The sequence below is a fragment of the Variovorax sp. DAIF25 genome (assembly GCF_050711835.1).
GTDB lineage: Bacteria > Pseudomonadota > Gammaproteobacteria > Burkholderiales > Burkholderiaceae_C > Variovorax.
In genome coordinates this window covers 6,173,828-6,198,773 of the sequence record NZ_CP136636.1, presented here as the reverse complement: position 1 = coordinate 6,198,773, position 24,946 = coordinate 6,173,828, and the positions used below count along the sequence as shown (strand labels likewise).

General features: G+C 68.1%; 23 protein-coding genes. 13 read left to right on the top strand and 10 right to left on the bottom strand.

Annotated elements, in window-relative coordinates; all coding sequences use genetic code 11:
- Window positions 1–9 precede the first annotated feature (9 nt).
- Window positions 10–288, top strand: a complete 279-nt coding sequence (locus R0232_RS28680; protein WP_057592075.1) for a hypothetical protein — start codon at window positions 10–12, stop codon at window positions 286–288.
- 10 nt (window positions 289–298) lie between these two features.
- On the opposite strand, the gene R0232_RS28675 is transcribed toward R0232_RS28680, so the two are convergent.
- The 4 genes from R0232_RS28675 to R0232_RS28660 form a co-directional block, all read right to left on the bottom strand.
- Window positions 299–799 carry a GNAT family N-acetyltransferase gene (locus tag R0232_RS28675; protein WP_431510268.1) on the bottom strand — a complete coding sequence of 167 codons (501 nt, stop codon included), beginning with the start codon at window positions 797–799 and terminating at the stop codon, window positions 299–301.
- A 61-nt stretch (window positions 800–860) separates the two neighbouring features.
- Window positions 861–1,655: an ABC transporter ATP-binding protein gene (locus tag R0232_RS28670; protein ID WP_057592073.1), complete on the bottom strand. Its 795-nt coding sequence runs from the start codon at window positions 1,653–1,655 to the stop codon at window positions 861–863.
- Complete coding sequence (locus tag R0232_RS28665) at window positions 1,655–2,551, bottom strand: ABC transporter permease (protein ID WP_057592072.1); 897 nt, start codon at window positions 2,549–2,551, stop codon at window positions 1,655–1,657. Before R0232_RS28665 ends, R0232_RS28670 begins: the two co-directional genes overlap by 1 nt.
- Window positions 2,552–2,627: 76 nt before the next feature.
- The gene (locus R0232_RS28660; protein ID WP_093341005.1) at window positions 2,628–3,602 is read right to left on the bottom strand and encodes an ABC transporter substrate-binding protein; all 975 of its coding nucleotides are present in this window, start codon (window positions 3,600–3,602) and stop codon (window positions 2,628–2,630) included.
- 204 nt (window positions 3,603–3,806) lie between these two features.
- On the opposite strand from R0232_RS28660, the gene R0232_RS28655 reads away from it, so the two are divergent.
- A complete protein-coding gene (locus R0232_RS28655; RefSeq protein ID WP_093341004.1) occupies window positions 3,807–4,277 on the top strand; it encodes an Lrp/AsnC family transcriptional regulator in 471 nt (156 codons plus the stop codon).
- An 18-nt stretch (window positions 4,278–4,295) separates the two neighbouring features.
- Here the strand turns inward: R0232_RS28655 and R0232_RS28650 are convergent, their stop codons facing one another.
- The 6 genes from R0232_RS28650 to ugpB all read right to left on the bottom strand — a co-directional run bounded on the left by R0232_RS28650 (window position 4,296) and on the right by ugpB (window position 11,787).
- Window positions 4,296–6,719 (bottom strand): DUF3772 domain-containing protein, encoded by a 2,424-nt coding sequence (locus tag R0232_RS28650; protein ID WP_431510267.1) that lies wholly within the window; start codon window positions 6,717–6,719, stop codon window positions 4,296–4,298.
- Window positions 6,720–6,789: 70 nt separating this feature from the next.
- Entirely contained in the window at window positions 6,790–7,530 is a 741-nt protein-coding gene (gene ugpQ, locus R0232_RS28645) for a glycerophosphodiester phosphodiesterase (protein ID WP_431510266.1), read from the bottom strand.
- Window positions 7,527–8,534, bottom strand: a complete 1,008-nt coding sequence (gene ugpC, locus R0232_RS28640; protein WP_093340999.1) for a sn-glycerol-3-phosphate ABC transporter ATP-binding protein UgpC — start codon at window positions 8,532–8,534, stop codon at window positions 7,527–7,529. Before ugpC ends, ugpQ begins: the two co-directional genes overlap by 4 nt.
- Window positions 8,535–8,551: 17 nt before the next feature.
- Entirely contained in the window at window positions 8,552–9,400 is an 849-nt protein-coding gene (ugpE, locus tag R0232_RS28635) for a sn-glycerol-3-phosphate ABC transporter permease UgpE (protein ID WP_057592066.1), read from the bottom strand.
- Window positions 9,401–9,463: 63 nt separating this feature from the next.
- Window positions 9,464–10,345 carry a sn-glycerol-3-phosphate ABC transporter permease UgpA gene (gene ugpA / locus R0232_RS28630; RefSeq protein ID WP_093340998.1) on the bottom strand — a complete coding sequence of 294 codons (882 nt, stop codon included), beginning with the start codon at window positions 10,343–10,345 and terminating at the stop codon, window positions 9,464–9,466.
- 128 nt (window positions 10,346–10,473) lie between these two features.
- A complete protein-coding gene (ugpB, locus tag R0232_RS28625; protein ID WP_093340996.1) occupies window positions 10,474–11,787 on the bottom strand; it encodes a sn-glycerol-3-phosphate ABC transporter substrate-binding protein UgpB in 1,314 nt (437 codons plus the stop codon).
- A 231-nt stretch (window positions 11,788–12,018) separates the two neighbouring features.
- On the opposite strand from ugpB, the gene serA reads away from it, so the two are divergent.
- The 11 genes from serA (at window position 12,019) to R0232_RS28570 (ending at window position 24,935) form a co-directional block, all read left to right on the top strand.
- Entirely contained in the window at window positions 12,019–13,251 is a 1,233-nt protein-coding gene (gene serA / locus R0232_RS28620) for a phosphoglycerate dehydrogenase (protein WP_431510265.1), read from the top strand.
- A 138-nt stretch (window positions 13,252–13,389) separates the two neighbouring features.
- Window positions 13,390–17,268 (top strand): DUF3683 domain-containing protein, encoded by a 3,879-nt coding sequence (locus R0232_RS28615; RefSeq protein WP_431510264.1) that lies wholly within the window; start codon window positions 13,390–13,392, stop codon window positions 17,266–17,268.
- Entirely contained in the window at window positions 17,265–17,711 is a 447-nt protein-coding gene (locus R0232_RS28610) for an HIT family protein (RefSeq protein WP_431510263.1), read from the top strand. Before R0232_RS28615 ends, R0232_RS28610 begins: the two co-directional genes overlap by 4 nt.
- 65 nt (window positions 17,712–17,776) lie before the next feature.
- Window positions 17,777–18,190: a gamma-butyrobetaine hydroxylase-like domain-containing protein gene (locus tag R0232_RS28605; RefSeq protein WP_208511833.1), complete on the top strand. Its 414-nt coding sequence runs from the start codon at window positions 17,777–17,779 to the stop codon at window positions 18,188–18,190.
- Between the two features lie 147 nt (window positions 18,191–18,337).
- Window positions 18,338–19,069 carry a bifunctional demethylmenaquinone methyltransferase/2-methoxy-6-polyprenyl-1,4-benzoquinol methylase UbiE gene (gene ubiE, locus R0232_RS28600; protein WP_057592061.1) on the top strand — a complete coding sequence of 244 codons (732 nt, stop codon included), beginning with the start codon at window positions 18,338–18,340 and terminating at the stop codon, window positions 19,067–19,069.
- A gap of 31 nt (window positions 19,070–19,100) precedes the next feature.
- A complete protein-coding gene (locus R0232_RS28595; RefSeq protein WP_431510262.1) occupies window positions 19,101–20,117 on the top strand; it encodes a Tim44 domain-containing protein in 1,017 nt (338 codons plus the stop codon).
- 51 nt (window positions 20,118–20,168) lie between these two features.
- Entirely contained in the window at window positions 20,169–20,735 is a 567-nt protein-coding gene (locus R0232_RS28590) for a hypothetical protein (RefSeq protein ID WP_093341266.1), read from the top strand.
- On the top strand, window positions 20,732–22,297 hold the full coding sequence (ubiB, locus tag R0232_RS28585; RefSeq protein WP_431510261.1) for a ubiquinone biosynthesis regulatory protein kinase UbiB: 1,566 nt from the start codon (window positions 20,732–20,734) through the stop codon (window positions 22,295–22,297). The genes R0232_RS28590 and ubiB overlap by 4 nt, the downstream gene beginning before the upstream one ends.
- Window positions 22,298–22,375: 78 nt before the next feature.
- Entirely contained in the window at window positions 22,376–23,824 is a 1,449-nt protein-coding gene (locus R0232_RS28580) for a sodium:solute symporter family protein (protein ID WP_287753028.1), read from the top strand.
- 106 nt (window positions 23,825–23,930) lie between these two features.
- Window positions 23,931–24,257: an FmdB family zinc ribbon protein gene (locus R0232_RS28575; protein WP_296787535.1), complete on the top strand. Its 327-nt coding sequence runs from the start codon at window positions 23,931–23,933 to the stop codon at window positions 24,255–24,257.
- A gap of 42 nt (window positions 24,258–24,299) precedes the next feature.
- Complete coding sequence (locus tag R0232_RS28570) at window positions 24,300–24,935, top strand: DUF502 domain-containing protein (RefSeq protein WP_093340983.1); 636 nt, start codon at window positions 24,300–24,302, stop codon at window positions 24,933–24,935.
- The last annotated feature ends 11 nt before the right edge of the window (window positions 24,936–24,946 follow it).

The window sequence follows — 24,946 nt, the reverse complement described above, 5'->3', positions numbered from 1 at the left end:
CCTTCCCGAATGTCCGCGCTCGCCCTGCTCAACCACCTCCTCAACTTCGCGCTGCCGGCCGTCTTCGTGGCCGGGGTGCTTGCGCTGTGCGGCCGCTTCCTGATGCCGCGAAAGCCCGGAACGCCTGCCATCTGGGCGCAATTCGCTATCAATACGATAGCTGGCGTGCTGGTGCTGCTGGCCGGCCTGGTGTTCACGGGCCATGACGGCCGCATCGCGAGCTATGCCGCGCTGGTGGTGGTCTGCGGCACCGTGCAGTGGCTGCTGCAGCGCGGCTGGCGGCGCTGAGCCGCGGCTTTCAGGTCCGCACCATGTAGTGCGCCGGCGCGGGATAGCTCGCCAGGCGCGCCTGCTGCGCCGCGTCGGCCAGCGCATGCACCGCGTAGCCGTGGCGTTCCCAGAAGCCCAGCGAGGACTGCACCGACACCAGTGCCGAGCGCCGCCAGCCCGCCGCGTCGGCGAAGGCCAGCGCATGCCGCACCAGCGCCGGTCCCAGGCCATGGCCCGAGGCGGCCGGATCGACCGCGAGGTCGTGCAGGTAGAGCGCGTCGGCGTGCGCCTCGGGCAGCACCTCGAAATCGCCGTGCAGGGCCGTGAGCTTGCCCACGCGCGAGGGATAGGCCGCGAGGTAGGCAGCCACCCGCCCCGCGTGCTCGATCACCCAGCCGGTGCGCGGCGCCGCGGCGAGCCGGCGCACGATCAGCGCCCCGTCCTCGACGAAGCCCGCGCCGTAGCAGGCGAGCTGGATCGCCAGCACGGCCTGCAGGTCCTCGGGCCGCATCGCGCGCACGACGGTCATTGAAGTACCTCCGTGCTTCGCACTGCGGTGCGAGCTTGCTTGGGGCGGCCCGGCGCGGCGCTCATGCCAACAGCAGCTTGTCGTCGTCGAGCTTCTCGCCGCGCGTCTGTTCGAACATGCGCAGCAGGTCGGGCACGTCCAGGCCCGAGCGCTCGGGGCCCGCCACGTCGAGGATCACCTGGCCCTCGTGCAGCATCACCGTGCGCGAGCCGTAGTCCAGCGCCTGGCGCATGCTGTGCGTGACCATCATCGCGGTGAGCTTGCTCTCCTCGACGATGCGCGCCGTGAGCTCGAGCACGAAGGCCGCGGTCTTCGGGTCGAGCGCGGCCGTGTGTTCGTCGAGCAGCAGGATGCGCGAGGGCTTGAGCGAAGCCATCAGCAGGCTCACGGCCTGCCGCTGGCCGCCCGACAGCAGGCCGATGCGGTCGGCCAGCCGGTTCTCCAGCCCGAGCTTGAGGATCGACAGCTTCTCGCGGAACAGCTCGCGCAGCCCGCGGTTGAGCGACAGGCCCAGGCCGCGCCGCTCGCCGCGCTTCCAGGCCAGCGCCATGTTCTCCTCGATGGTCAGCGCCTCGCAGGTGCCGGCCATCGGGTCCTGGAACACGCGCGCCACCATGCCCGAACGCTGCCAGGCGTTGAGCCGCGTCACGTCCTTGCCGTCGATCTCGATGCGGCCCTTGTCGACGATCAGGTCGCCGCTGACCGCATTGAGGAAGGTCGACTTGCCGGCGCCGTTCGAGCCGATCACGGTGACGAACTGGCCGGTGGGAATCTCCAGGCCGAGGCCGCGCAGCACGCGGTTCTCGATCGGCGTGCCCGGGTTGAAGGTCATCTCGAGTTGTTCGGCGCGCAGCATCAGTTCTTCCCCTTGAAAAGCCCGCCGAGCTTGCGCTTGTAGGCAGGCACCAGCAGCGCGAAGGCCACCAGCACGGCGGTCACCAGGTTCAGGTCCTGCGCCTGCAGGCCCATGAAGTCGGTGTTCAGCGCCATCGCGATGAAGAAGCGGTAGAGCAGCGCCCCCAGGATGCAGGCCAGCGTGGTGATCACCATGCTGCGCGCGGGCATCAGCGTCTCGCCGATGATCACCGCCGCCAGGCCGATCACGATCGTGCCCACGCCCATCGAGATGTCGGCCGTGCCCTGGCTCTGCGCGAACAGCGCGCCGGCCAGCGCCACCAGCGCGTTCGACAGCGCCAGGCCCGCCATGGTGTGGAAGTCGGTCGAGATGCCCTGGGCGCGCGCCATGCGCGCATTGCCGCCGGTGGCGCGCATCGCCAGGCCGGCCTCGGAGGCGAAGAACAGGTCGACCACGATCTTCGCGGCGATCACGATCAGCAGCAGCAACAGCGGCTTGGCCCACTGCTCGGGCATGCCGCCGAAGCTGGCCATGCTGAACACGGTGGGCTCGGTGATCAGCGCCACGTTGGGCTTGCCCATCACGCGCAGGTTGATCGAGTAGAGCGCGATCATCACCAGGATGCTCGCGAGCAGCTGCATGATCTTGAGCTTCACGTTGAGCCAGGCCGTGACCCAGCCCGAGACGGCGCCCGCGACGCAGGCCACCGCGGTGGCGGCCACCGGGTTCCAGCCGGCCACGATCAGCGTGGCCGCCACGGCGGCGCCGAGCGGGAAGCTGCCGTCCACCGTGAGGTCGGGAAAGTTGATGATGCGGAAGGACATGAAAACGCCCAGCGCGACCAGCCCGAATATCAGGCCGATCTCGATGGCGCCCAGCGAGGCGATGAGGGACATGAGGAAGAAGCTCCCGGCGAAAACGAAAAGACGGGCCGCCCGCAGGACGGCCCGTCGGTGGCGATGAAGCCGGGACTTACTTGGTGCTCACGACCTTGGCGGTCTTCAGCAGCTCGTCCGACAGGGTCACGCCCTGCAGCTTGGCCGCGCCCGGGTTCACCACCAGCTCGAAGTTGGTGCTGGTCTGCGAGGCGATCGTGCCGGGCTTCTCGCCCTTGAGGATGCGCACCACGATCTTGCCGGTCTGGCGGCCGATGTCGGTGTAGTTCAGGCCCAGCGCCGCGACCGCGCCGCGCTCGACGGTGGCGGTGTCGGCCGCCACCACCGGCAGCTTGGCCTGCTGCGCCACCTTCACGATGCCCTCGAAGGCCGACACCACGTTGTTGTCGGTCGGCGTGTAGATCGCGTCGGCCTTGCCGACCAGGCTCTGGGCGGCGGTCGGCACGTCGACGGTGCGCGCTGCGGCGGCTTCCACCACCGTCATGCCGGCGGCCGCGGCGGCCTTCTTGAGGTCGGCCACGATCGCCACCGAGTTGGCTTCGCCGGGGCTGTAGATCACGCCGATGCGCTTGGCGGTGGGCACCACCTGCTTGATGAGGGCGATGTGCTTGTCCAGCGGCGACAGGTCCGACACGCCGGTCACGTTGGTGCCGGTGGCGTCCCAACTCTTCACCAGCTTGGCGGCCACCGGGTCGGTCACGGCCGAGTAGACGACCGGGATGGTCTTGGTGGCGGCCAGCGTGGCCTGGGCCGAGGGGGTGGCGATCGCGACGATCACGTCGGGCTGGTCGCCCACGTACTTGCGCGCGATCTGGGCCGCGGTGCCCACGTTGCCCTGCGCGCTCTGGTAGGTGAACTTGAGGTTCTTGCCCTCTTCGTAGCCGGCCGCCTTCAGCTCGGCCTTGACGCCGTCGCGCACGGCGTCGAGCGCCGGGTGCTCGACGATGGCGGTCACGGCCACCGACTTGTCGGCCGCGAAGGCGGGCGCGGCGGCGAGCATGCCGAGGGCCAGGGCGGCGGCGACAGGGGTGCGAAGCAGGGCGAATTTCACGTGAGGATCTCCGGATCAGAGGAAGGGAACGGGTCCGACGCCACGGCAGGGCCGGGCAGGGAAGCGATGCACGGAAATGCGGCATGCACTTCCGGAAGCCTGGAGTCTAGAGCGTGGTCTGCACAATTAAGGTGCATCCCACGCCAGTGCTTACCCCGCTTTGAGAAATATGATTGCGGTCATTGGCACTTGAAGGAGATGAAATTGCACGAGATCACGCTCGACCGCATCGACAGGAAGATCCTCGACCACTTGCAAGCGCATGGCCGTGCATCGAACCTCGAACTCTCCGAAGTGGCCAATCTCTCGCCGGCCCAGTGCCTGCGGCGGCACCGGCGGCTCGAGGAGATGGGCTTCATCAGCGGCTACGCGGCCCGGCTCGACGCGCGCCAGGTGGGGCTCGGCGTGATCGCCTTCATCCACGTGACCATGGCCCGCGGCCACATCGGCGAGCTGCCGAAGTTCCAGGACCTGGTGGCCGACCTGCCGCAGATCCTCGAGTGCTATTCGGTCACCGGCGACTTCGACTACGTCATCAAGGTGGTCGCGCGCGACCTGCACTCGCTGTCGCAGTTCCTGATGGACACGCTGATGCACATGCCGGGCGTGTCGGCGGTGCGCTCGAGCGTGTGCCTCAACGAGGTGAAGTGCACGACCACCCTGCCGCTGAGTTGAGTCGGGCGCAGCCGGCCTTCAGCCCTGCACGCCCGGCAGCGGCGAGGCCGGCGAGGAGGGCACCGGCGAGGGCGCGGTCGAGAGCGCCGAGGGTGCCGTCGGCGCGGCCGCCATCACCAGCGTGGGCGTGGCCATCGGCAGGTCGGCCTGGCGCAGCGCATCGAGAATGGTGAACAGCAGGTCGCTGCGCACGCCGCCGGCCAGCCGCGGGCTCGCCACGTAGGCGATCGCCTGGAAGATCAGCAGCCCGTTCTCGATGCCCTCGAGCGTGAGCGACGGCGCCGGCGTCTCGAGCACGCCCTCGTGCGCCTTGCAGGCCTCGAGGATCAGGTCGCGCACCTTCTGCGCGTCGGTGGTCAGCGGCATCGGCAGGCGGATCAGCACCCGGCCCTCGGCGTTGGCCAAGGTCATGTTGCGCACGGTCTTGGTGATGAATTCCGAGTTCGGCACGATCAGCGTGGAGCGGTCGCCGAGCTGGATCTCGGTGGCGCGCACGTTGATGCGCCGCACGTCGCCCTCGGCCGTGCCGAGCACCACCCAGTCGCCCACCTTCACGGGCTGCTCGGCCAGCAGGATCAGGCCCGAGATGAAGTTCTGCACGATCGCCTGCAGGCCGAAGCCGATGCCCACCGACAGCGCGCTCGCCACCCAGGCGATGCGCTCGACGCCGATGCCCAGCGCCGAGAGCGAGAACGCGATCACCAGGATGCCGCCCACGTAGCCCAGCAGGGTGCTGATCGAGCTCTGCATGCCGGGCTCGAACTTGGTGGTCGGCAGGTAGCTCGCGGCCAGCCAGCGCTTGAAGATGCGCAGCATCACGAAGCCCACGGCCAGCACCGCCACCGCGCTGAGGATCGCGCCCGGCACGAGCTGGAACTCGCCGATCTTCACGCCGGTGCCGAACTTGCCGCTGCGCTGGAACACCTCGCCGGGGCTGGTGCCCAGCGGCGCGGCCAGCGCGATCAGCATGTAGAAGAACAGCGCCACCCGGCTCAGGCCCGACAGCACGGTGGCGATCTGGTCCAGCGTCTGCGGTGCCAGGCCGAAGCTCTTCTGCAGCCGCTGGCCGAAGCCGCTGCGCGACGACACGGTGGCCATGAACACGTCGTCGGCGAACTTGAACAGCACGTAGAACGCGGTGGCGACGATGCCGCTCCAGGTCAGCTGCGAAGCCAGGAAGCTCGCGAGCGCCACGTAGCCCACGGCCACCAGCACCCAGATCGCGATCATCAGGATGGCGATCAGCGCCACCAGGATGCCGACCCACATCGGCCGCTCGGGCAGGTCCTCGCCGGGCGCGCCGGCGCGCAGTGCCTTGAGCCGGTAGAGCACCGCGCCCACCAGCGCGGTCAGCAGCAGCGCGGTCAGCACGTGCGTGGCGACCACAGCCGAGAGGCTGGCGTCGACCAGCGCGTTGATCTCGGCCGGTGCCCAGGCCAGGGCCGCCACCAGCGCCACCAGCCAGGGCAGGGCCGCAAGGCGCGCGGCCATGGCGTCGGGAATCGGTGGCAGCCGCCACGACGGCCGGCCGGTGGCCAGCAGCGCGCGGCCCAGGCCGATCACGAAGGCCATGAACACCAGCGCCTGCGCCAGCGACAGCATCGCCTTGCGCGCCTGCGGCCCCCAGCCCGCGTGCTGCTCGAGCACGTAGACGAAGCCGTGCGCGGCCAGCGCCACCAGCAGCACGTGGGCGGCGACGATGGCGATCACCAACAGCGAGCGCCGCAGCCGCCCGGCGGGCAGCAGCTTCACCGCGAGCCGGGTCAGGCCGTGCTCGGCGGCCCAGACGCCCGCGAAGGCCAGCAGCAGCGCGCCGATCAGCGCCGCGATCACCAGCGTGCGGCCCGCGCCGCCGAGGGCCGTGGCGATGCCCGCCTGCACGCCCGCGGCCATGGCCTGCAGCCGGTCGAGGTCGTCGGGCCAGGCCTCCTGCAGGTCGCTCCAGAACTCGCCGGTCAGCGGCGAGGCCGCGCGCTCGGTGAGCTGGGCCTCGAACACCGCGCGGCGCTGCGTCAGCAGGTCGGTGCCGCGCTGGCGCACGTCGATCGCCAGCAGCTTGGCGAGCCGGATGTCGGCATCGAGCGCATTGCGCTCCTTGGTCAGGCGCGCGCGCTGGCGCGTGATGTCGGGGTCTTCGCTGGCGCCGGCCGCGGGCGGGTTGCCGAGCTCGCCCAGGCGCGCGTTGAGGTCGTTGAGCTCGCCGGTGCGCGCCGCCACGAACTTGTCGGCCTGCGCGCCGATCGCGTTGATCTGGGTCAGCCGGCTGCGCGCGTCCTCGGCCGAGTCGGTGCTCTGGTCGATCTTGGCGAGCAGCGCGCGCAGCTCGGCCACGGTGGGCGCGGGCGGCGCGGCCGCGAGATCGGGGTCCTGCTGCGCGAAGGCGGTGCCGCACAGCAGCAGGGCGGCCATCAGCAAGGCCGCGAGACGGGAGGTCCAACTCATGGACGCATCATAGAAGCCGCACCTGAAGGTCCGGCTTCGCGGCGCGTCACAGCATGTGACGGGGCCGCGTTCAGCGCGCGGGGCTGAACAGGTCGACGCGGTCGGTGATGATGCCGTCCGTGCCCAGGTCGATCAGGCGCTGCGCGGCCCAGTCGTCGTTGACCGTGTAGCTCAGCGCGCGCAGGCCGGCGCCGTGCACCTGCGCCACCACCGTGGCGTCCCACAGCGCGTGGTTGCAGACGATGGCCACGCAGCCGAGTTCGCGCGCGGTTTCGAGCCAGCCGTTCCAGAGCGTGTCGAGCAGCAGGCCGCGCGGCAATTCGGGCGCGGCCGCTGCTGCGCCCTTGAGCGCATCGACCTGGAACGAGGTCAGCAGCGGCGGGACGGCCGCATCGCGCCACAGCGTCGCGGCCTGCCGCGCCACCGCCTCGCCGGTCTCGCGCTCGGTGCCGGGCGTGGGCTTGATCTCGATGTTCAGCAGGTGGCCGTTGGCCAGACAGAAGCGCGCGAGGTTCTCGAGCGTGGGCAGCGGCTCGCCCGCGAAGGCGCGCGAATGCCAGCCGCCCGCGTCGAGCTGTGCCAGTTCGCTCCAGGGCTTCTGGCCGCCGATGCCGCGGCCGCTGGTGGTGCGTTCCAGCGTGGCGTCGTGCATCAGGAACACCACGCCGTCGGCGCTGAGCTTGGCATCGCACTCGAACATGCGGTACCCGTGCGCGGCGCCGAAGCGGAAGGCCGCGAGCGTGTTCTCGGGCGCGAGCTTCCCGGCGCCGCGGTGGGCGATCCAGCGCGGATAGGGCCAGGGGGTGCTCATTCCGCGCGTTTGCCGGAACCGGCGTCGAACCAGTGGAGCTTGTCTTCGCGCGCGGCGATCTTTACGGTATCGCCCGCCATCGGCGGCTGGTCGGCCTCGTCGGTGCGCATGATGATCTGCTCGTCGCCGATGCGGCCGTAGACCAGGCGCTCGGCGCCCAGCAGCTCGACCTGCTCGACCTGCACCGACCAGCCGCGCTCGTCGAGCGCCATGTGTTCGGGGCGGATGCCCAGGATCTGGCCCGGCCGCACACCCGGTGCATGGCGCAGCAGGTTCATCGGCGGCGAGCCGATGAAGCTCGCGACGAAGGTGGTGGCGGGGCGCGAATAGACCTCCTCGGGCGTCGCGAACTGGTCCATCACGCCGCCGTTCATCACGATGATGCGTTGCGCCAGCGTCATGGCCTCGACCTGGTCGTGGGTGACGAACAGCGAGGTGATGCCGAGCTCGCGGTGCAGCTTCTGGATCTCGAGGCGGGTCTGGGCGCGCAGCTTGGCGTCGAGGTTCGACAGCGGTTCGTCGAACAGGAACACCTGCGGCTGGCGCACGATCGCGCGGCCCATGGCCACGCGCTGGCGCTGGCCGCCCGAGAGCTCGCGCGGCTTGCGCTCGAGCAGGTGGCCCAGCTCGAGGATCTTCGCGGCCTTGTCCACGCGCACCTTGATCTCGGCCACCGGCACCTTCGCGATCTTCAGGCCGTAGGCCATGTTCGCGAACACCGTCATGTGCGGATAGAGCGCGTAGTTCTGGAACACCATCGCGATGTCGCGCTCGGAGGGCTCGAGCTGGTTCACCACCTTGTTGCCGATGGCGATCTCGCCGGCGGAGATCTCCTCCAGGCCGGCCACCATGCGCAGCAGCGTGGACTTGCCGCAGCCCGAAGGGCCGACGATGACGACGAACTCGTGGTCGGCGATCTCGGCGCTCACGCCGTGGATGACCTGGTTGGCCTTGGGGCCGTGGCCGTAGCGCTTGATGACGTTGCGTAGGGAAATGGCAGCCATGTTTTCAGTTCAGCGTTTTATTTGTCGGTATCGACCAGGCCCTTGACGAACCACTTCTGCATCAGCACCACGACCACCGCGGGCGGCAGCATGGCCAGCACGGCCGTGGCCATCACCACGTTCCAGTCCACCGGCGACTCGCCGTTGCCGATCATGGCCTTGATGCCGACGACGATCGGGTACATGTCCTCGCTGGTGGCGGCGATCAGCGGCCACAGGTACTGGTTCCAGCCGTAGATGAACTGGATCACGAACAGCGCCGCGATGCTGGTCTTCGACAGCGGCAGCAGGATGTCCTTGAAGAAGCGCATCGGCCCGGCGCCGTCGACGCGCGCGGCCTCGACCAGCTCGTCGGGCACCGTCAGGAAGAACTGCCGGAACAGGAAGGTGGCGGTCGCCGACGCGATCAGCGGTATCGAGAGGCCGGCGAAGCTGTTGATCATGCCGAGGCTGGCCACGACCTGGTAGGTCGGGCCGATGCGCACCTCGACCGGCAGCATCAGCGTGATGAAGATCAGCCAGAAGCACAGGCCGCGCAGCGGGAAGCGGAAATACACCACTGCGAAGGCCGACAGCAGCGAGATGCTGATCTTGCCGAAGGTGATGACGAGCGTGATGACCGTGCTCACCCAGATCATCCGCGCCACCGACACGTTGGCGCTGGTGCGCCCGCCGCCGGTCAGCGCCGCCTTGTAGGTCTCCCAGAAGTTGCTGCCGGGCAGGATCGGCATCGGCGCCTGCATGATCTCCTGCGGCGTGTGGGTGGAGGCGATGAAGGCCAGGTAGATCGGGAACATCACCAGCAGCACGCCGATGATCATGATCACGTGCGCGAGGATGCCCAGGGAGGGGCGGCGCTCAACCATGGCGGGCCTCCGTGGCGTGGGCCGCGCGGCGGGCGGGGAAGAAGGGGAGCATGGGGGCGGTCATCAGTACTGGACCTTCTTCTCGACGTAGCGGAACTGCACCACCGTCAGCGCGATGACGATCACCATGAGCACCACCGACTGGGCCGCGGCGCCGCCGAAGTCCATGCCGCGGAAGCCGTCGAAGTACACGCGGTAGACCAGCGTGGCGGTGTCCTTGCCGGGGCCGCCCTGGGTGGTGGCGTCGATGATCGCGAAGGTGTCGAAGAAGGCGTACACCATGTTGATCACCAGCAGGAAGAAGGTGGTGGGCGTCAGCAGCGGGAACTGGATGGTCCAGAAGCGGCGCATCGGGCGCGCGCCGTCCATGGCGGCGGCCTCGATCAGCGACTTGGGAATCGACTGCAGCCCCGCGAGGAAGAACAGGAAGTTGTAGGAGATCTGCTTCCAGACCGAGGCCATCACGACCAGCGCCATGGCGTGGTCGCCGTTGAGCAGATGGTTCCAGTTGAAGCCCATCTTCTTGAGCCAGTAGGCCACGATGCCGATCGACGAGGAAAACATGAACGACCACAGCAGGCCGGTCACGACCGGGGCGACCGCGTACGGCAGGATCAGCACGCTGCGGTAGAAGCGCGTGCCGCGCACCACGCGGTCGGCGAACACCGCCAGCACCAGGGCGATGCTCAGGCCCAGGACCGTCACCAGCACCGAGAAGACGATGGTTGTGTGGAACGAGGCCATGTAGGTGCTGTCGTTCCACAGCGCCTCGAAGTTGTCCAGCCCCACCCAGGTGATCGAGTTGCCGAAGGCGTCCTGCTGCTGCAGCGACTGCACCAGCGCCTGGCCCGCGGGCCAGAAGAAGAAGACGCCGACGATGAACAATTGCGGCGCCAACAATGCCCAGGGCAGCCAGTTCGAACGAAAGATGACGCGTTTTTCCATGGGGCAGGGCGTTCAGGTCACGGACACACTAAATAAGCAAACAGCCAGGACTGCACGGGGCAGCCTGGCTTGTGGCGGGTCAAACGAACCGAAACGAACATTCGTTCGCGCCGGTCCGGGGTCGGAGCTTACTTGTTTGCGGCCTGGAATTTCACCAAAAGTTCGTTTCCGCGCTTCACGGCGCTGTCCAGCGCTTCCTTCGGGGTCTTCTTGCCGGTCCAGATCAGCTCGGTTTCCTCGTCCTCGATGGCGCGGATCTGGGGCAGGTTGCCCAGGCGCACGCCACGCGACTTGTCGGTGGTCTTCTTGATCATCTGGTTCACCGCGACGTCGGTGCCCGGGTTTTCCTTGTAGAAGCCGGCCTTCTCGGTCAGCTCGTAGGCTGCGGTGGTGATCGGCAGGTAGCCGGTGCGCATGTGGCTTTCGGACTGCACCTTGGGGCTCGACAGGAAGGTGAAGAACGCGGCCACGCCCTTGTAGCTGGCGGCCGGCTTGCCCGACATCACCCACAGGCTGGCGCCGCCGACGATGGTGTTCTGCGGCGCGCCCTGCACGTCCGGGTAGTAGGGCAGCGCCGATTCGGCGAACTTGAACTTGGCGTCGCGCTTCACGCTGGCGTAGCTGCCCGACGAGCCGATGAACATCGCGCACTCACCCGAGGTGAACGAGGTGATCGGCTTGCTGGCGCGGCCCTTGTAGACGAACAGGCCCTGCTTGGACATGTTCGACAGGTTCTCGAAGTGGCGCACGTGCAGCGGCGAGTTGAATTCCAGGCGGGCGTCGAGACCGCCGAAGCCGTTGTTCTTCGAGGCGTACGAGGTGTTGTGCCAGGCCGAGAAGCTCTCGAGCTGGGCCCAGCTCATCCACGAGGTGGTGAACGGGCACTGGCTGCCGCTGGCCTTGAGCTTGGCGGCCGCCGAGACCACTTCGGGCCAGGTGGCGGGAGCCTTCTCGGGGTCGAGGCCGGCGTTCTTGAAGGCGTCCTTGTTGTAATAGAACACCGTCGTCGAGCTGTTGAACGGGAACGACAGCATCTGGCCGTTGGGGGCGGTGTAGTAGCCGGCCACCGCGGGGATGTAGGCCTTGGGGTCGAACTTCTGACCGCCTTCCTTCATGACGTCGGCCACGGGCTTGATCGCGCCCTTGGAGTACATCATGGTGGCGGTGCCCACCTCGAACACCTGCAGGATGTCGGGCGCGTTGCCCGAGCGATAGGCCGCGATGCCGGCCGCCATCGACTGGTCGTATTCGCCCTTGTAGGTGGGCACGACCTTGTAGTCCTTCTGGCTCTCGTTGAACTGCTTGGCGAGGTCGTTGACCCAGTCGTTGAGGGCGCCGTCCATCGAGTGCCACCACTGGATCTCGGTCTGGGCCTGGGCGAGGGCTGGCACGGCCAGAGCGGCAGCCAGCGTAGAGGCGATGGCGAGCGTCTTGAAGCGCATTAAGACTCCTGTAGGGAAAAGTAAGTAAAACCGGCGATGTTAGGTTACATACGTGACGGTTCTGCGGCTTTGTCGCACGGAGTGCACACGGCAAGAAACCCGGGGAAACCCCCTTGGCCGACAGGGCGCTCGCGCGCCGGGCCCCTGCTTGCTGCGCTGCACCATGCTAGCATCGCCCTCCCTTTTTCGGCCTAGCCTGTTGCCATGGCCGGGGCTACCGCGAGCAGCAGCATGAGCAGCAAGACCTCCCTCGACAAAAGCAAGATCAAGTTTCTTCTGCTCGAGGGTATCCACCCCTCGGCCGTGGAGGTGCTCCATGCGGCGGGCTACACCAACGTCGAGTCGTTGCCGGGCGCGTTGTCCGACGAGGCGCTCAAGGCCAAGATCGGCGACGTGCACTTCCTCGGCATCCGCTCGCGCACCCAGCTGACCGCCGAGGTGTTCGCGGCCGCCCACAAGCTGGTGGCCGCCGGCTGCTTCTGCATCGGCACCAACCAGGTCGACCTCGAGGCCGCGCGCGAGCACGGCGTGGCGATCTTCAATGCCCCCTACTCCAACACCCGCTCGGTGGCCGAGTTGGTGTTGGCCGAGGCGATCCTGCTGCTGCGCGGCGTGCCCGAGAAGAGCGCGGTGGCGCACCGCGGCGGCTGGCTCAAGTCGGCCGACAACGCCTTCGAGATCCGCGGCAAGACGCTGGGCATCGTGGGCTACGGCTCGATCGGCGCACAGCTGTCGGTGCTGGCCGAGGCGCTGGGCATGCACGTCGCCTTCTTCGACGTGGTCACCAAGCTGCCGCTGGGCAATGCGCGCCAGGTGCGCGACCTGCACCAGCTGCTGGCGCAGAGCGACATCGTGACCCTGCACGTGCCCGAGACGCAGGCCACGCAATGGATGATCGGCGCGGCCGAGATCGCGGCGATGAAGGCCGGCTCGATCCTGATCAACGCCTCGCGCGGCACCGTGGTCGAGATCGACGCGCTGGCCGGCGCGCTGAAGGAGAAGAAGCTGCTGGGCGCCGCCATCGACGTGTTCCCGGTCGAGCCGCGCAGCAACAAGGACGAGTTCCAGTCGCCGCTGCGCGGACTCGACAACGTGATCCTCACGCCCCACATCGGCGGCTCGACGATGGAGGCGCAGGCCAACATCGGCCTCGAGGTGGCCGAGAAGCTGGTCAAGTACAGCGACAACGGCACCTCGACCTCGTCGGTCAACTTCCCCGAGGTGGCGCTGCCCGCGCACCCGGGCAAGCACCGCCTGCTGCACGTGCACCGCAACGTGCCGGGCGTGCTGTCGGAGATCAACAAGATCTTCTCGGACAACCACATCAACATCTCCTCGCAGTTCCTGCAGACCAACGAGAAGATCGGCTACGTGGTGATGGACATCGACGCCGCCTCCTCGGACCTCGCGCTCGAGAAGCTCGCGAAGGTGCAGGGCACGATCCGCAGCCGCGTGCTGTTCTGATCGCGTTGCGCTGAGGCCGGCCGGCGCGCCGGCAGTGCCAGAGGGACACGCGTCGGCGCCAGGGCACGAACCCTGGCCCTGACCTAAAATCCCCACCCCGGCTATGGACGCGTGGCGCCCGGCCGAGGCCCCACCCCGATGAATGCTCCGACCGCGTTGAACGCGCTGCTGTCGCAGGCCGCAGAGCCTGCACGACTGCGTGAGATCCCCTACAACTACACCAGCTTCTCCGATCGCGAGATCGTGATCCGCCTGCTGGGCGAGCGCGCCTGGGAATTGCTCCAGACGCTGCGCGCCGAGCGCCGTACCGGCCGATCGGCGCGCATGCTCTACGAGGTGCTCGGCGACATCTGGGTCGTTCAGCGCAACCCCTACCTGATCGACGACCTGCTCGACAACCCGCGCCGCCGCGGCCTGCTGGTCGATGCGCTGCGGCATCGCCTGGCCGAGGTGCAGAAGCGCCGCACGCCCGACAGTGACCTGCCGCGCGACCAACTCGTGGGCGAGCTCACGGGCCGCGTCGGCGAGGCCGTGCAGGCCTTCGACACCCTGTTCCGCGACGTCGCCGCGCTGCGCCGCAAGGCCACCCGCGTGCTGGGCCGGCTCACGGCCAAGGACAACATCAAGTTCGACGGCCTCTCGCGCGTGGCCCACGTCACCGACGCCACCGACTGGCGCGTGGAGTACCCCTTCGTCGTGCTGTGCCCCGACACCGAGGCCGAGATGGCGTTGCTGGTCAAGGGCTGCATCGAGCTGGGCCTGACCATCATTCCGCGCGGCGGCGGCACCGGCTACACCGGCGGCGCGATCCCGCTGACCTGGAACAGCGTGGTCATCAACACCGAGAAGCTCGAGGCGATGACCGAGGTCGAGCTGGTCGCGCTGCCCGGGCTCGAGGCGCCCGTGCCCACCATCTGGACCGAGGCCGGCGTGGTCACGCAGCGCGTGGCCGACGCGGCCGAGCGCTCGGGCTACGTATTCGCGGTCGACCCGACCTCGGCCGAGGCCTCGTGCGTCGGCGGCAACGTCGCGATGAACGCCGGCGGCAAGAAGGCCGTGCTGTGGGGCACCGCGCTCGACAACCTGGCCTCGTGGCGCATGGTCACGCCGCAGGCCGAATGGCTCGAGGTCACGCGCATCGGCCACAACCTCGGCAAGATCCACGACGCCGAGAGCGCGCTGTTCGAGCTCCAGTACTTCGCGGCCGACGGCAAGACGCCGCTGCGCACCGAGCGCCTCGACATCCCGGGCCGTACCTTCCGCAAGGAAGGCCTCGGCAAGGACGTGACCGACAAGTTCCTCTCGGGCCTGCCGGGCATCCAGAAGGAAGGCTGCGACGGCCTGATCACGAGCTGCCGCTGGGTGGTGCACCGCATGCCGGCGCACACGCGCACCGTCTGCCTCGAGTTCTTCGGCAACGCCAAGGACGCGGTGCCCAGCATCGTCGAGATCAAGGACTTCATGTTCGCCGAGCAGAAGCGCTCGGGCGTGTTGCTGGCCGGCCTCGAGCACCTCGACGACCGCTATCTGAAGGCCGTGGGCTACGCCACCAAGTCGAAGAAGCACGGCGGCCTGCCGAAGATGGTGCTGTTCGGCGACATCGCGGGCGACGACGCCGACGCGGTGGCGCGCGTCACCTCCGAGGTGGTGCGCATCGCCAACTCGCGCAGCGGCGAGGGCTTCATCGCCATCAGCCCCGAGGCGCGCAAGAAGTTCTGGCTCGACCGCAAGCGCACCGCCGCGATCAGCCGCCACACCAACGCCTTCAAGATCAACGAGGACGTGGTGATCCCGCTGCCGCGCATGGCCGAGTACAGCGACGGCATCGAGCGCATCAACATCGAGCTTTCGCTGCGCAACAAGCTCGCGCTGGTCGACGAGCTCGAGAAGTTCTTCGTGCACGGCAACCTGCCGCTGGGCAAGACCGACGACGCCAACGAGATCCCCTCGGCCGAGCTGCTCGAGGACCGCGTGGCGCAGGCCGTGGCGTTGCTGCAGGAGGTGCGTGCGCTGTGGGCCGGCTGGCTCGACGAGGTCGATGCGCTGTTTCCGCAGTTGCAGGACCATTCGCTGCGCGCGAGCTGGAAGACCCAGCTGCGCCAGCCGCTGTCGGCCATCTTCGCGGGCGCGGCCTTCGCGCCGATCCTGGCCGAGTGCACGGCGATCCACAAGCGCGTGCTCAAGGGCCGCGTGTGGGTCGCGCTGCACATGCACGCGGGCGACGGCAACGTGCACACCAACATCCCGGTCAACAGCGACAACTACGAGATGCTGCAGACCGCGCACGAGGCGGTCGCGCGCATCATGAAGCTGGCGCGCCATCTCGACGGCGTGATCTCGGGCGAGCACGGCATCGGCATCACCAAGCTCGAGTTCCTGTCGGACGAGGAACTGCGTCCCTTCGCCGAATACAAGCAGCGCATCGATCCCGAGGGCCGCTTCAACAAGGGCAAGCTGCTGCGCGAACCGGGTGCTGGCGCGCAGTCGCTGCATGCCGACCTGACCAATGCCTACACGCCGAGCTTCGGCCTGATGGGGCACGAGTCGATCATCATGCAGCAGAGCGACATCGGCGCCATCGCCGACAGCGTGAAAGACTGCCTGCGCTGCGGCAAGTGCAAGCCGGTGTGCGCCACCCATGTGCCGCGCGCCAACCTGCTCTACAGCCCGCGCAACAAGATCCTCGCGACCTCGCTCCTGGTCGAGGCCTTCCTCTACGAGGAGCAGACCCGGCGCGGCGTGAGCATCAAGCACTGGGAGGAGTTCGAGGACGTGGCCGACCACTGCACGGTGTGCCACAAGTGCCTCACGCCCTGCCCGGTGAAGATCGACTTCGGCGACGTGTCGATGAACATGCGCAACCTGCTGCGCAAGATGGGGCAGAAGAGCTTCCGTCCCGGCAACGCGGCCGCGATGTTCTTCCTCAACGCGACCAATCCGCAGACCATCAAGACGGTGCGCGCGGGCATGGTGGGCATCGGCTTCAAGGCGCAGCGCATGGCCAACGATCTGCTGCGCGGCCTCGCGAAGAAGCAGACGGCGGCGCCCCCGGCCTCGCTCGGGCCGGCGCCGCTCAAGGAGCAGGTGATCCACTTCATCAACAAGAAGATGCCGGGCAACCTGCCGAAGAAGACGGCGCGCGCGCTGCTCGACATCGAGGATGCGGACTACGTGCCGATCATCCGCAACCCCAAGGTCACGACCTCGGAGACCGAGGCGGTGTTCTATTTCCCGGGTTGCGGGTCGGAGCGGCTGTTCTCGCAGGTGGGGCTCGCGACGCAGGCCATGCTCTGGCACGCGGGCGTGCAGACGGTGCTGCCGCCGGGCTACCTGTGCTGCGGCTATCCGCAGCGCGGCAGCGGCCAGTTCGACAAGGCCGAGAAGATGATCACCGACAACCGCGTGCTGTTCCACCGGGTGGCGAACACGCTCAACTACCTCGACATCAAGACCGTGGTGGTGAGCTGCGGCACCTGCTACGACCAGCTGCAGGGCTACCAGTTCGACAAGATCTTCCCGGGCTGCCGGATCATCGACATCCACGAGTACCTGCTCGAGAAGGGCATCACCCTGGGTGACGCCGGCGGTGCCGGCTACCTTTACCACGACCCCTGCCACACGCCGATGAAGCAGCAGGACCCGATGAAGACGGTGAAGGCGCTGGTCGGCGACAACGTGCTCAAGAACGACCGCTGCTGCGGCGAGTCGGGCACGCTGGGCGTGTCGCGGCCCGACATCTCGACGCAGATCCGCTTCCGCAAGGAAGAGGAACTGAAGAAGGGCGAGGCCGCGCTGCGCGACGGCGGCAAGATCGGCGCTGGCGAGAACGTGAAGATCCTGACCAGCTGCCCGAGCTGCCTGCAGGGCCTGTCGCGCTACGGCAGCGACCTGAACAACGGCCTGCTCGAGGCCGACTACATCGTGGTCGAGATGGCCAACAAGATCCTCGGCGCCGACTGGATGCCCGAGTACGTGGCGGCCGCGAACCACGGTGGCATCGAACGGGTGCTGGTGTGAGCGGCGAGGCGGCGCGCGTGGCCGGCTGCGTGTTCTGCGAACAGGCGGGCGGACGCCTGGTGTTCGAGGGCGCGAGGCTGCGCGTGATCCATGCGGTGGAAGCGGGCTTCCCGGCCTTCTACCGCGTGGTGTGGAATGCGCACCGGCCCGAGTTGTCCGACCTGTCGCGCGAGGAGCGCGCGCACTGCCTGGACGCCGTGGCCGAGGTCGAGCAATGCCTGCGCGACACGCTCGCGCCGACCAAGATCAACGTCGCCGCCCTCGGCAACATGGTGCCGCACCTGCACTGGCACGTGATCGCACGCTTCGACTGGGACAGCCATTTCCCCGCGCCATTCTGGGCCGCCGCGCAGCGCGCGGCACCGGCCGCGCGCGTGGCCCAGGTCGAGGCGCTGCTGAGCGCGGCCGAGGCCGCGATGGCCACGCGCCTCGCGGCGCTGTAGCCGGCGCGGCATACTGCGCCGTCTCCCTGCATCCTCTTTCCTCCACTTCGAACGGACACTCCCCCATGGCAGGCTTGCAAGCCGGCGCGCCGACGCCGCAGTCGATCACCGTGCACGGCCGCTCGCGCGTGCTCGAGGTGGGCTTCTCCGACGGCGCCACCTTCCGCATCCCCTTCGAGCTGATGCGCATCTACTCGCCTTCGGCCGAGGTGCAGGGCCACGGCCCGGGCCAGGAAGTGCTGCAGACCGGCAAGCGCGAGGTCGAACTCGTGAACCTCGAGCCCGTGGGCAACTACGCGGTGCAGCCCAGCTTCAGCGATGGGCACGACTCGGGCATCTACTCGTGGGACCTGCTCTACCAGCTGGGTTCGCAGCAGGCCGAACTCTGGGCCGCCTACGAGCAGAAGCTGGCCGAAGCGGGCGTCGATCGCGACGCGCCGATGGCCGAGAAAGGCGGCCACGCCTGCGGCAGCCATTGATCGGCGTTTGCTATTGAAAGCATAGCTTCGTCGGTAGACGTGACGGGCGTTACAAGACCTCAGCGTTTGCAGAAAAAGCAACAAATGACCGCCGGTACAGCGGGGTCGTCGTCTTGATGCGAGGACGAACGGCCTAACATCGGTCGCATGACCACCACCCATTTCGGCTTCGAGAAAGTCGACGAGAGCGAGAAGGCCGGCCGCGTGCGCGGCGTGTTCGACTCGGTCGCCACGCGCTACGACCTGATGAACGACCTCATGTCGATGGGGCTTCACCGCGCATGGAAGGCCTACACCGTCATGGTCGCGAACGTGGGCGAGGGCTCGCGCGTGCTCGACATCGCGGGCGGCACCGGCGACCTCGCGCTGGCCTTCGCGAAGAAGGTCGGCGCCAGCGGCCAGGTGGTCCACACCGACATCAACGAAGCCATGCTGCGCACCGGCCGCGACCGCCTGCTCGACGCCGGCGTGGTGCTGCCCACCACGGTCTGCGACGCCGAGAAGCTGCCGTTCCCCGACGATCACTTCGACGTCGTCACCGTCGCCTTCGGCCTGCGCAACATGACGCACAAGGACGTCGCGCTCAAGGAGATGAACCGCGTGCTCAAGCCGCGCGGCAAGCTCCTGGTGCTCGAGTTCTCGAAGGTCGCGAAGCCGCTCGAGAAGGTCTACGACTGGTACTCCTTCAACGTGCTGCCGCGCCTGGGCAAGGTGGTGGCGGGCGACGACGCGAGCTACCGCTACCTGGCCGAATCGATCCGCATGCATCCGGGCCAGGACGAGCTCAAGTCCCTCATGAAAGAGGGCGGTTTCGGGCATGTGGACTATCACAACATGACGGGTGGCGTGGTCGCCCTCCATGTTGGAATCAAGTGTTGATCAGACGAGATTTCGTTCGAGAGGAGACCTTATGAAGAGTTTGAGTACTTTGCTTCTGGCTGGCGCACTCGCGCTCGTCAGCATCCAGGCCGACGCGGCGCGCATGGGCGGCGGTAAATCCGTCGGCCGCCAATCCTCGAACGTGACGCAACGCCAGGCCACGCCGCCGGCCGCGCCCGCGCAACAGAACGCCACCAACGCGGCCGCCAAGCCCGCCACGCCGGCACCCGCCGCCGCGGCACCGAAGCGCCCGTGGGGCGCCATGCTCGGCGGCCTGGCCGCGGGCCTGGGCCTCGCATGGCTCGCGAGCTCGCTGGGCCTGGGCGCAGGCTTCGGCAACATCCTGCTGATCGGTCTGCTGGTGCTGGCCGCCGTGTTCGTGTGGCGCATGATCAAGTCGCGCTCGCAGCCCGCCGGTGCACGCCAGGGCGGCTTCGCCTTCCAGGGCGCGGGCGGTCCGGGCAACCCGGCAGCGCCGGCGCAGTACAGCCCGAACAACGTCGGCAACGACGCCTCGGCCCGTCCGTGGGAGCGCAACGCCACCAACTTCGATGCCACGCCCGCCGCGACCTCGCACGGCAGCAGCCTCTCGTCCGCGGGTGCCGCGGCCGGTGGCGGCAGCATGATCGGTTCGGCCCTGGCCGGTTCGCAGAGCTGGGGCATCCCGGCCGGCTTCGATGTCGACGGTTTCCTGACCGCCGCCAAGCGCAACTTCGTGACCCTGCAGGATGCCTGGGACCGTGCCGACATCACCATGCTGCGTTCGATGATGACCGACGAGATGATCGAGGAAATCCGCAGCCAGCTCGCCGACCGCGCCAGCCACACCGGTGGCGTGTCGAACAAGACCGAGGTGGTCATGCTCGACGCCAAGCTGCTCGGCATCGAGGAACTGGCCGATGCCTACATGGCCAGCGTGGAGTTCTCCGGCATGATCCGCGAAGACGCTTCGGCGGGCCCGGGCCCGTTCCGCGAAGTCTGGAACATGACGCGTCCGACCACCGGCGGCAACGGCTGGCTCGTGGCCGGCGTGCAAGCCCTGCAATAAGCAGCGGCTTCGAAGGCGGCCCGGCCGCCTGCAGAAAGGATAATGGGGACCATGGCCACACCATCGTCCCCTTTTTCTTTGCTCGGCGACCTGTTCAATCGCGTCGGCGAGCGCCTGCAGCCGCCGCCCTGGGCCGTGCACGAGATCCAGCACCGCGCCGTGCTGTTCCTCAACCATGTGCTGCAGCAGGAGCCCGAGGCCCAGCAACGGCTGGTGCGCCAGCAGGGCCGCGTGGTGCGCTTCCAGTGGCGCTTCGTCACGATGGAGCTGGTGGCCACGCCCGCCGGCCTGCTCGACCTGGCGCCGCCGGGCTCGCTGCCCGAGCTCACGCTGTCGGTCACCGATGACAACCCCTTCGAGATCGCGCGCGCCACGCTGCGCGGCGACAAGCCCTCGGTGCAGATCGTGGGCGACGTGCAGCTTGCGGCCGAGGTCAACTGGCTGGTCGACCACGTGCGCTGGGACGTCGAGGACGACCTCGCGCGCGTGATCGGCGACGTGCCCGCGCATGCCATCGGCAATGCGGTGCGGCGCGTGGTGGGCGCGTTGCGCCAGTTCGTGGGCAACCGCGCGGCGGCCGGCAGATCCGGTATCGGTTCGGCGGGCACCGCCGAATGAGCCGCTTCTATCGCAGCCTCTTCATCGTCTGGGTCGCGCTGCGCTACGGCCTCGACGAGCTCGTGCTCACGAGCTTCCAGAAGCCCTGGCTGCGCGTGGTCGCACGCATCGTCTCCTTCGGCCGCCGGCTCGACGCACCGCGCGGCCAGCGCCTGCGCGAGGCGCTCGAGCGGCTGGGCCCGATCTTCGTCAAGTTCGGCCAGGTGCTCTCCACGCGGCGCGACCTGCTGCCGCCCGACATCGCCGACGAACTGACCTTCCTGCAGGACCGCGTGCCGCCGTTCCCCTCGGCGGTGGCCGTGGCAACCATCGAGCGCGCGTTCCGCCGGCCCGTCGGCGACGTGTTCGTGCAGTTCGACGAGACGCCGATCGCGAGCGCCTCGATCGCGCAGGTGCACTTCGCGACCATCCGCACCGGCGACGGCCAACTGCGCGAGGTGGCGGTCAAGGTGCTGCGCCCCAACATGCGCGGCGTGATCGAGAAGGACCTGGGCCTGATGGCCATGATGGCCGGCTGGGTCGAGAAGCTCTCGCCCGACGGCAAGCGGCTCAAGCCGCGCGAGGTGGTGGCCGAGTTCGACAAGTACCTGCACGACGAGCTCGACCTGGTGCGCGAGGCCGCCAACGCCGCGCAGCTGCGCCGCAACATGGCCTCGCTCGACCTGGTGCTGATCCCCGAGATGTTCTGGGACTTCTGCCATCCCGAGGTGATCGTGATGGAGCGCATGAACGGCGTGCCGATCGCGCAGCTCGAGCGGTTGCGCGCCGCGGGCGTCGACATCCCGAAGCTCGCGCGCGACGGCGTCACCATCTTCTTCACCCAGGTGTTCCGCGACGGCTTCTTCCATGCCGACATGCACCCGGGCAACATCCAGGTCAGCCTCGAGCCCCAGACCTTCGGGCGCTACATCTCGCTGGACTTCGGGATCATCGGCACGCTCACCGAGTCCGACAAGGAGTACCTGGCGCAGAACTTCGTGGCCTTCTTCCGGCGCGACTACAAGCGCGTGGCCGAGCTGCACCTCGAGAGCGGCTGGGTGCCCGAGGGCACGCGCATCGACGAGCTCGAGGCCGCGATCCGCACCGTCTGCGAACCCTACTTCGACCGGCCGCTCAAGGAGATCTCGCTCGGCATGGTGCTGATGCGGCTGTTCCAGACCTCGCGCCGCTTCCACGTCGAGATCCAGCCGCAGCTGGTGCTGCTGCAGAAGACCCTGCTCAACATCGAGGGGCTGGGCCGCCAGCTCGATCCCGAGCTCGACCTCTGGCACACGGCCAAGCCCTTCCTCGAGAAGTGGATGGTCGACCAGATCGGGCCCAAGAAGCTGTTCCAGCAGCTCAAGGACGAGGCGCCGCGATACGCCAAGCTGTTGCCGGAATTGCCGCGCCTGCTGCACGATTTCCTGGAGAATCGGCCGCCCGACCACCGGCGCGAGCTGCTGGAACTGCTGGCCGCGCAGAAGCGCACCAACCGGTTGCTCCAGTCCATCCTCTACGGTGGCATAGGTTTTGTATTGGGTCTGCTGGCCATGCAGCTGCTGGTGCGCGTTCGACTTTTCTGAACCGCGCGGACGCTGGCTGCCACGGCCTGAAAAAGAGAGGCGTGCTGCCTTGGAATCGAGGAAAGAGGAGAACCTGACGTGCTGCTGACCCTGGTCATCGTCTATCTGTTGCTCACCATCGCCATCGGCCTGTATGCGGCCCGGCGCGTGAAGAACACCACCGACTTCGCGATCGCCGGGCGGCACCTGCCGCTCTTCATGATCGTCACGACCACCTTCGCGACCTGGTTCGGTTCCGAGACAGTGCTGGGCATCCCGGCCAAGTTCATCGAGGGCGGCCTCAACGGCGTGGTCGAAGACCCGTTCGGCGCCGGCACCTGCCTGATCCTCGTGGGCCTGTTCTTCGCGGGCAAGCTCTACCGCATGACCTTGCTGACCATCAGCGACTACTACCGCGAGCGCTATGGCCGCGGCGTGGAGGTGGCCTGCACGCTGATCATCATGCTGAGCTACCTGGGCTGGGTCTCGGCGCAGGTCACGGCGTTGGGCCTGGTGTTCAACGTGCTGTCGGGCGGCGCCATCGGGCTGTCGACCGGCATGGTGATCGGCGTGGTCTCGATCCTGGCCTACACGCTGTTCGGCGGCATGTGGTCGGTGGCGGTCACCGACTTCATCCAGATGATCATCCTGGTGGCCGGCCTGGCCATCATCGCGATGTTCGCGGGCAACATGGCCGGCGGTGCCGACAAGGTGGTCGCCTTCGCGGTCAGCAAGGACCTGTTCAAGTTCTGGCCCGAGCCCAACTGGCACGACATGGTCTTCTTCTTCGCGGCCGCCATCACCATGATGCTCGGCTCGATCCCGCAGCAGGACGTGTTCCAGCGCGTGATGTCGGCCAACAGCGTCAAGGCCGCCACGCGCGGCCCGGTGATCGGCGGCCTGGCGTACATCCTGTTCGCCTTCGTGCCGATGTTCCTCGTGGCCAGCGCGCTCCTGATCATGCCGGAGCAGACCGCCACGCTGCTCAAGGAGGATCCGCAGAAGGTGCTGCCCACGCTGGTGCTCGAGAAGATGCCGTTCGTGATGCAGGTGCTGTTCTTCGGCGCGCTGCTGTCGGCCATCAAGTCGACCGCCTCGGCCACCTTGCTGGCGCCCAGCGTCACCTTCACCGAGAACATCTGGCGCCAGTTCCGCCCCGCGGGCACCGACCGCGAGAACCTCCGGACCATGCGCATCACGGTGCTGCTGTTCAGCGCGGCGGTGCTGGCCTACGCGATCCGCATGCAGGGCACGCCGATCTACGAACTGGTCTCGGGCGCCTACCAGGTGCCGCTGGTCGGGGCCTTCATCCCGCTGGTGTTCGGCCTCTACTGGAAGCGCGCCACCACCCAGGGCGCGATCGCCGCGATCCTGTTCGGCATCGGCACCTGGCTGCTGTTCATGGCGATGCCCTGGGGCGCGGTGTTCCCGGCCCAGCTCGCGGGCGTGCTGGCCTCGTTCGCGGGCATGGTGCTCGGCTCGCTGGCGCCGCAATGGGTGGTGAACACTCACACGCCGCACCGCCCGCTGGCGACCGAAACGGCCTGAATCTCGCGCCAGGCGCAATCCCCGGGGCGCCGGCCGGCCGGGGGGCGCCCCTATAATCGAGGGCTTTGCGAGCGGCCGCCCGGTCGCTTTCCCCACTCGATTTCCCATGCCCATCTACGCCTACAAGTGCAGCGCCTGCGGCTTCGCCAAGGATGCCCTGCAGAAGATGTCCGATCCGCCGCTCACGGTGTGTCCGGCATGCGGCGCGAGCGCATTCGAAAAGCAGGTCACGGCGGCCGGATTCCAGCTCAAGGGCTCGGGCTGGTACGTCACCGACTTCCGTGACGGCGGCGGCAAGAAGTCCGAAGCCGCCACCGCGCCGGCCGCCTCGGGCGACGGCGCCGCCAAGTCCGCCGATGCACCCGCCGCCGCGCCCAGCCCGGCTCCCGCGCCGGCCCCTGCGCCCGCGCCGGCCGCCAAGAGCGCCGACTGAGGCGCCGAACCGCCCGTCGCTCTCCAGAGAAGAAACCTCCCGATGCTCGCCCTGCGCAAATGGTTGCTGTCCGGCCTGCTGGTGATCGTGCCGCTGGTCATCACGCTCGGCGTGCTGAACTGGATCATCGGCACGCTCGACCAGACGCTGTGGCTGCTGCCCGAGCAGTGGCAGGTCTGGCTCAGCGATCACCGGGTGCGCGGCCTGGGCGTGCTGCTCACGCTGGCGATCCTGCTGGTGGTGGGTGCCGCCGCGAGCAATTTCGTCGGCAAACGCCTGCTCGGCTGGGGCGACGCCGTGGTGCGCCGCATCCCAGTGGTGCGCTCGATCTACTCGAGCGTCAAGCAGGTCTCCGACACGCTGTTCTCCGAGAACGGCAACGCCTTCCGCACCGCGGTGCTGGTGCAGTGGCCGCGCGAGGGCGTGTGGACCATCGCCTTCGTCACCGGCGCGCCCGGCAACGAGGTCGCGGAACACCTGGGCAACGAGGAATTCCTCAGCGTCTACGTGCCCACCACGCCCAATCCCACGGGCGGCTACTTCGTGATGCTCAAGCGCAGCGACTGCATCGAGCTCCTGATGAGCGTGGACGAGGCGCTCAAGTACATCGTCTCGATGGGGGTCGTCGTTCCCGGCAGCCCCGCCAGCATCGCGACGACCAAACCGTCCAACCCATAAAAACGAACGCG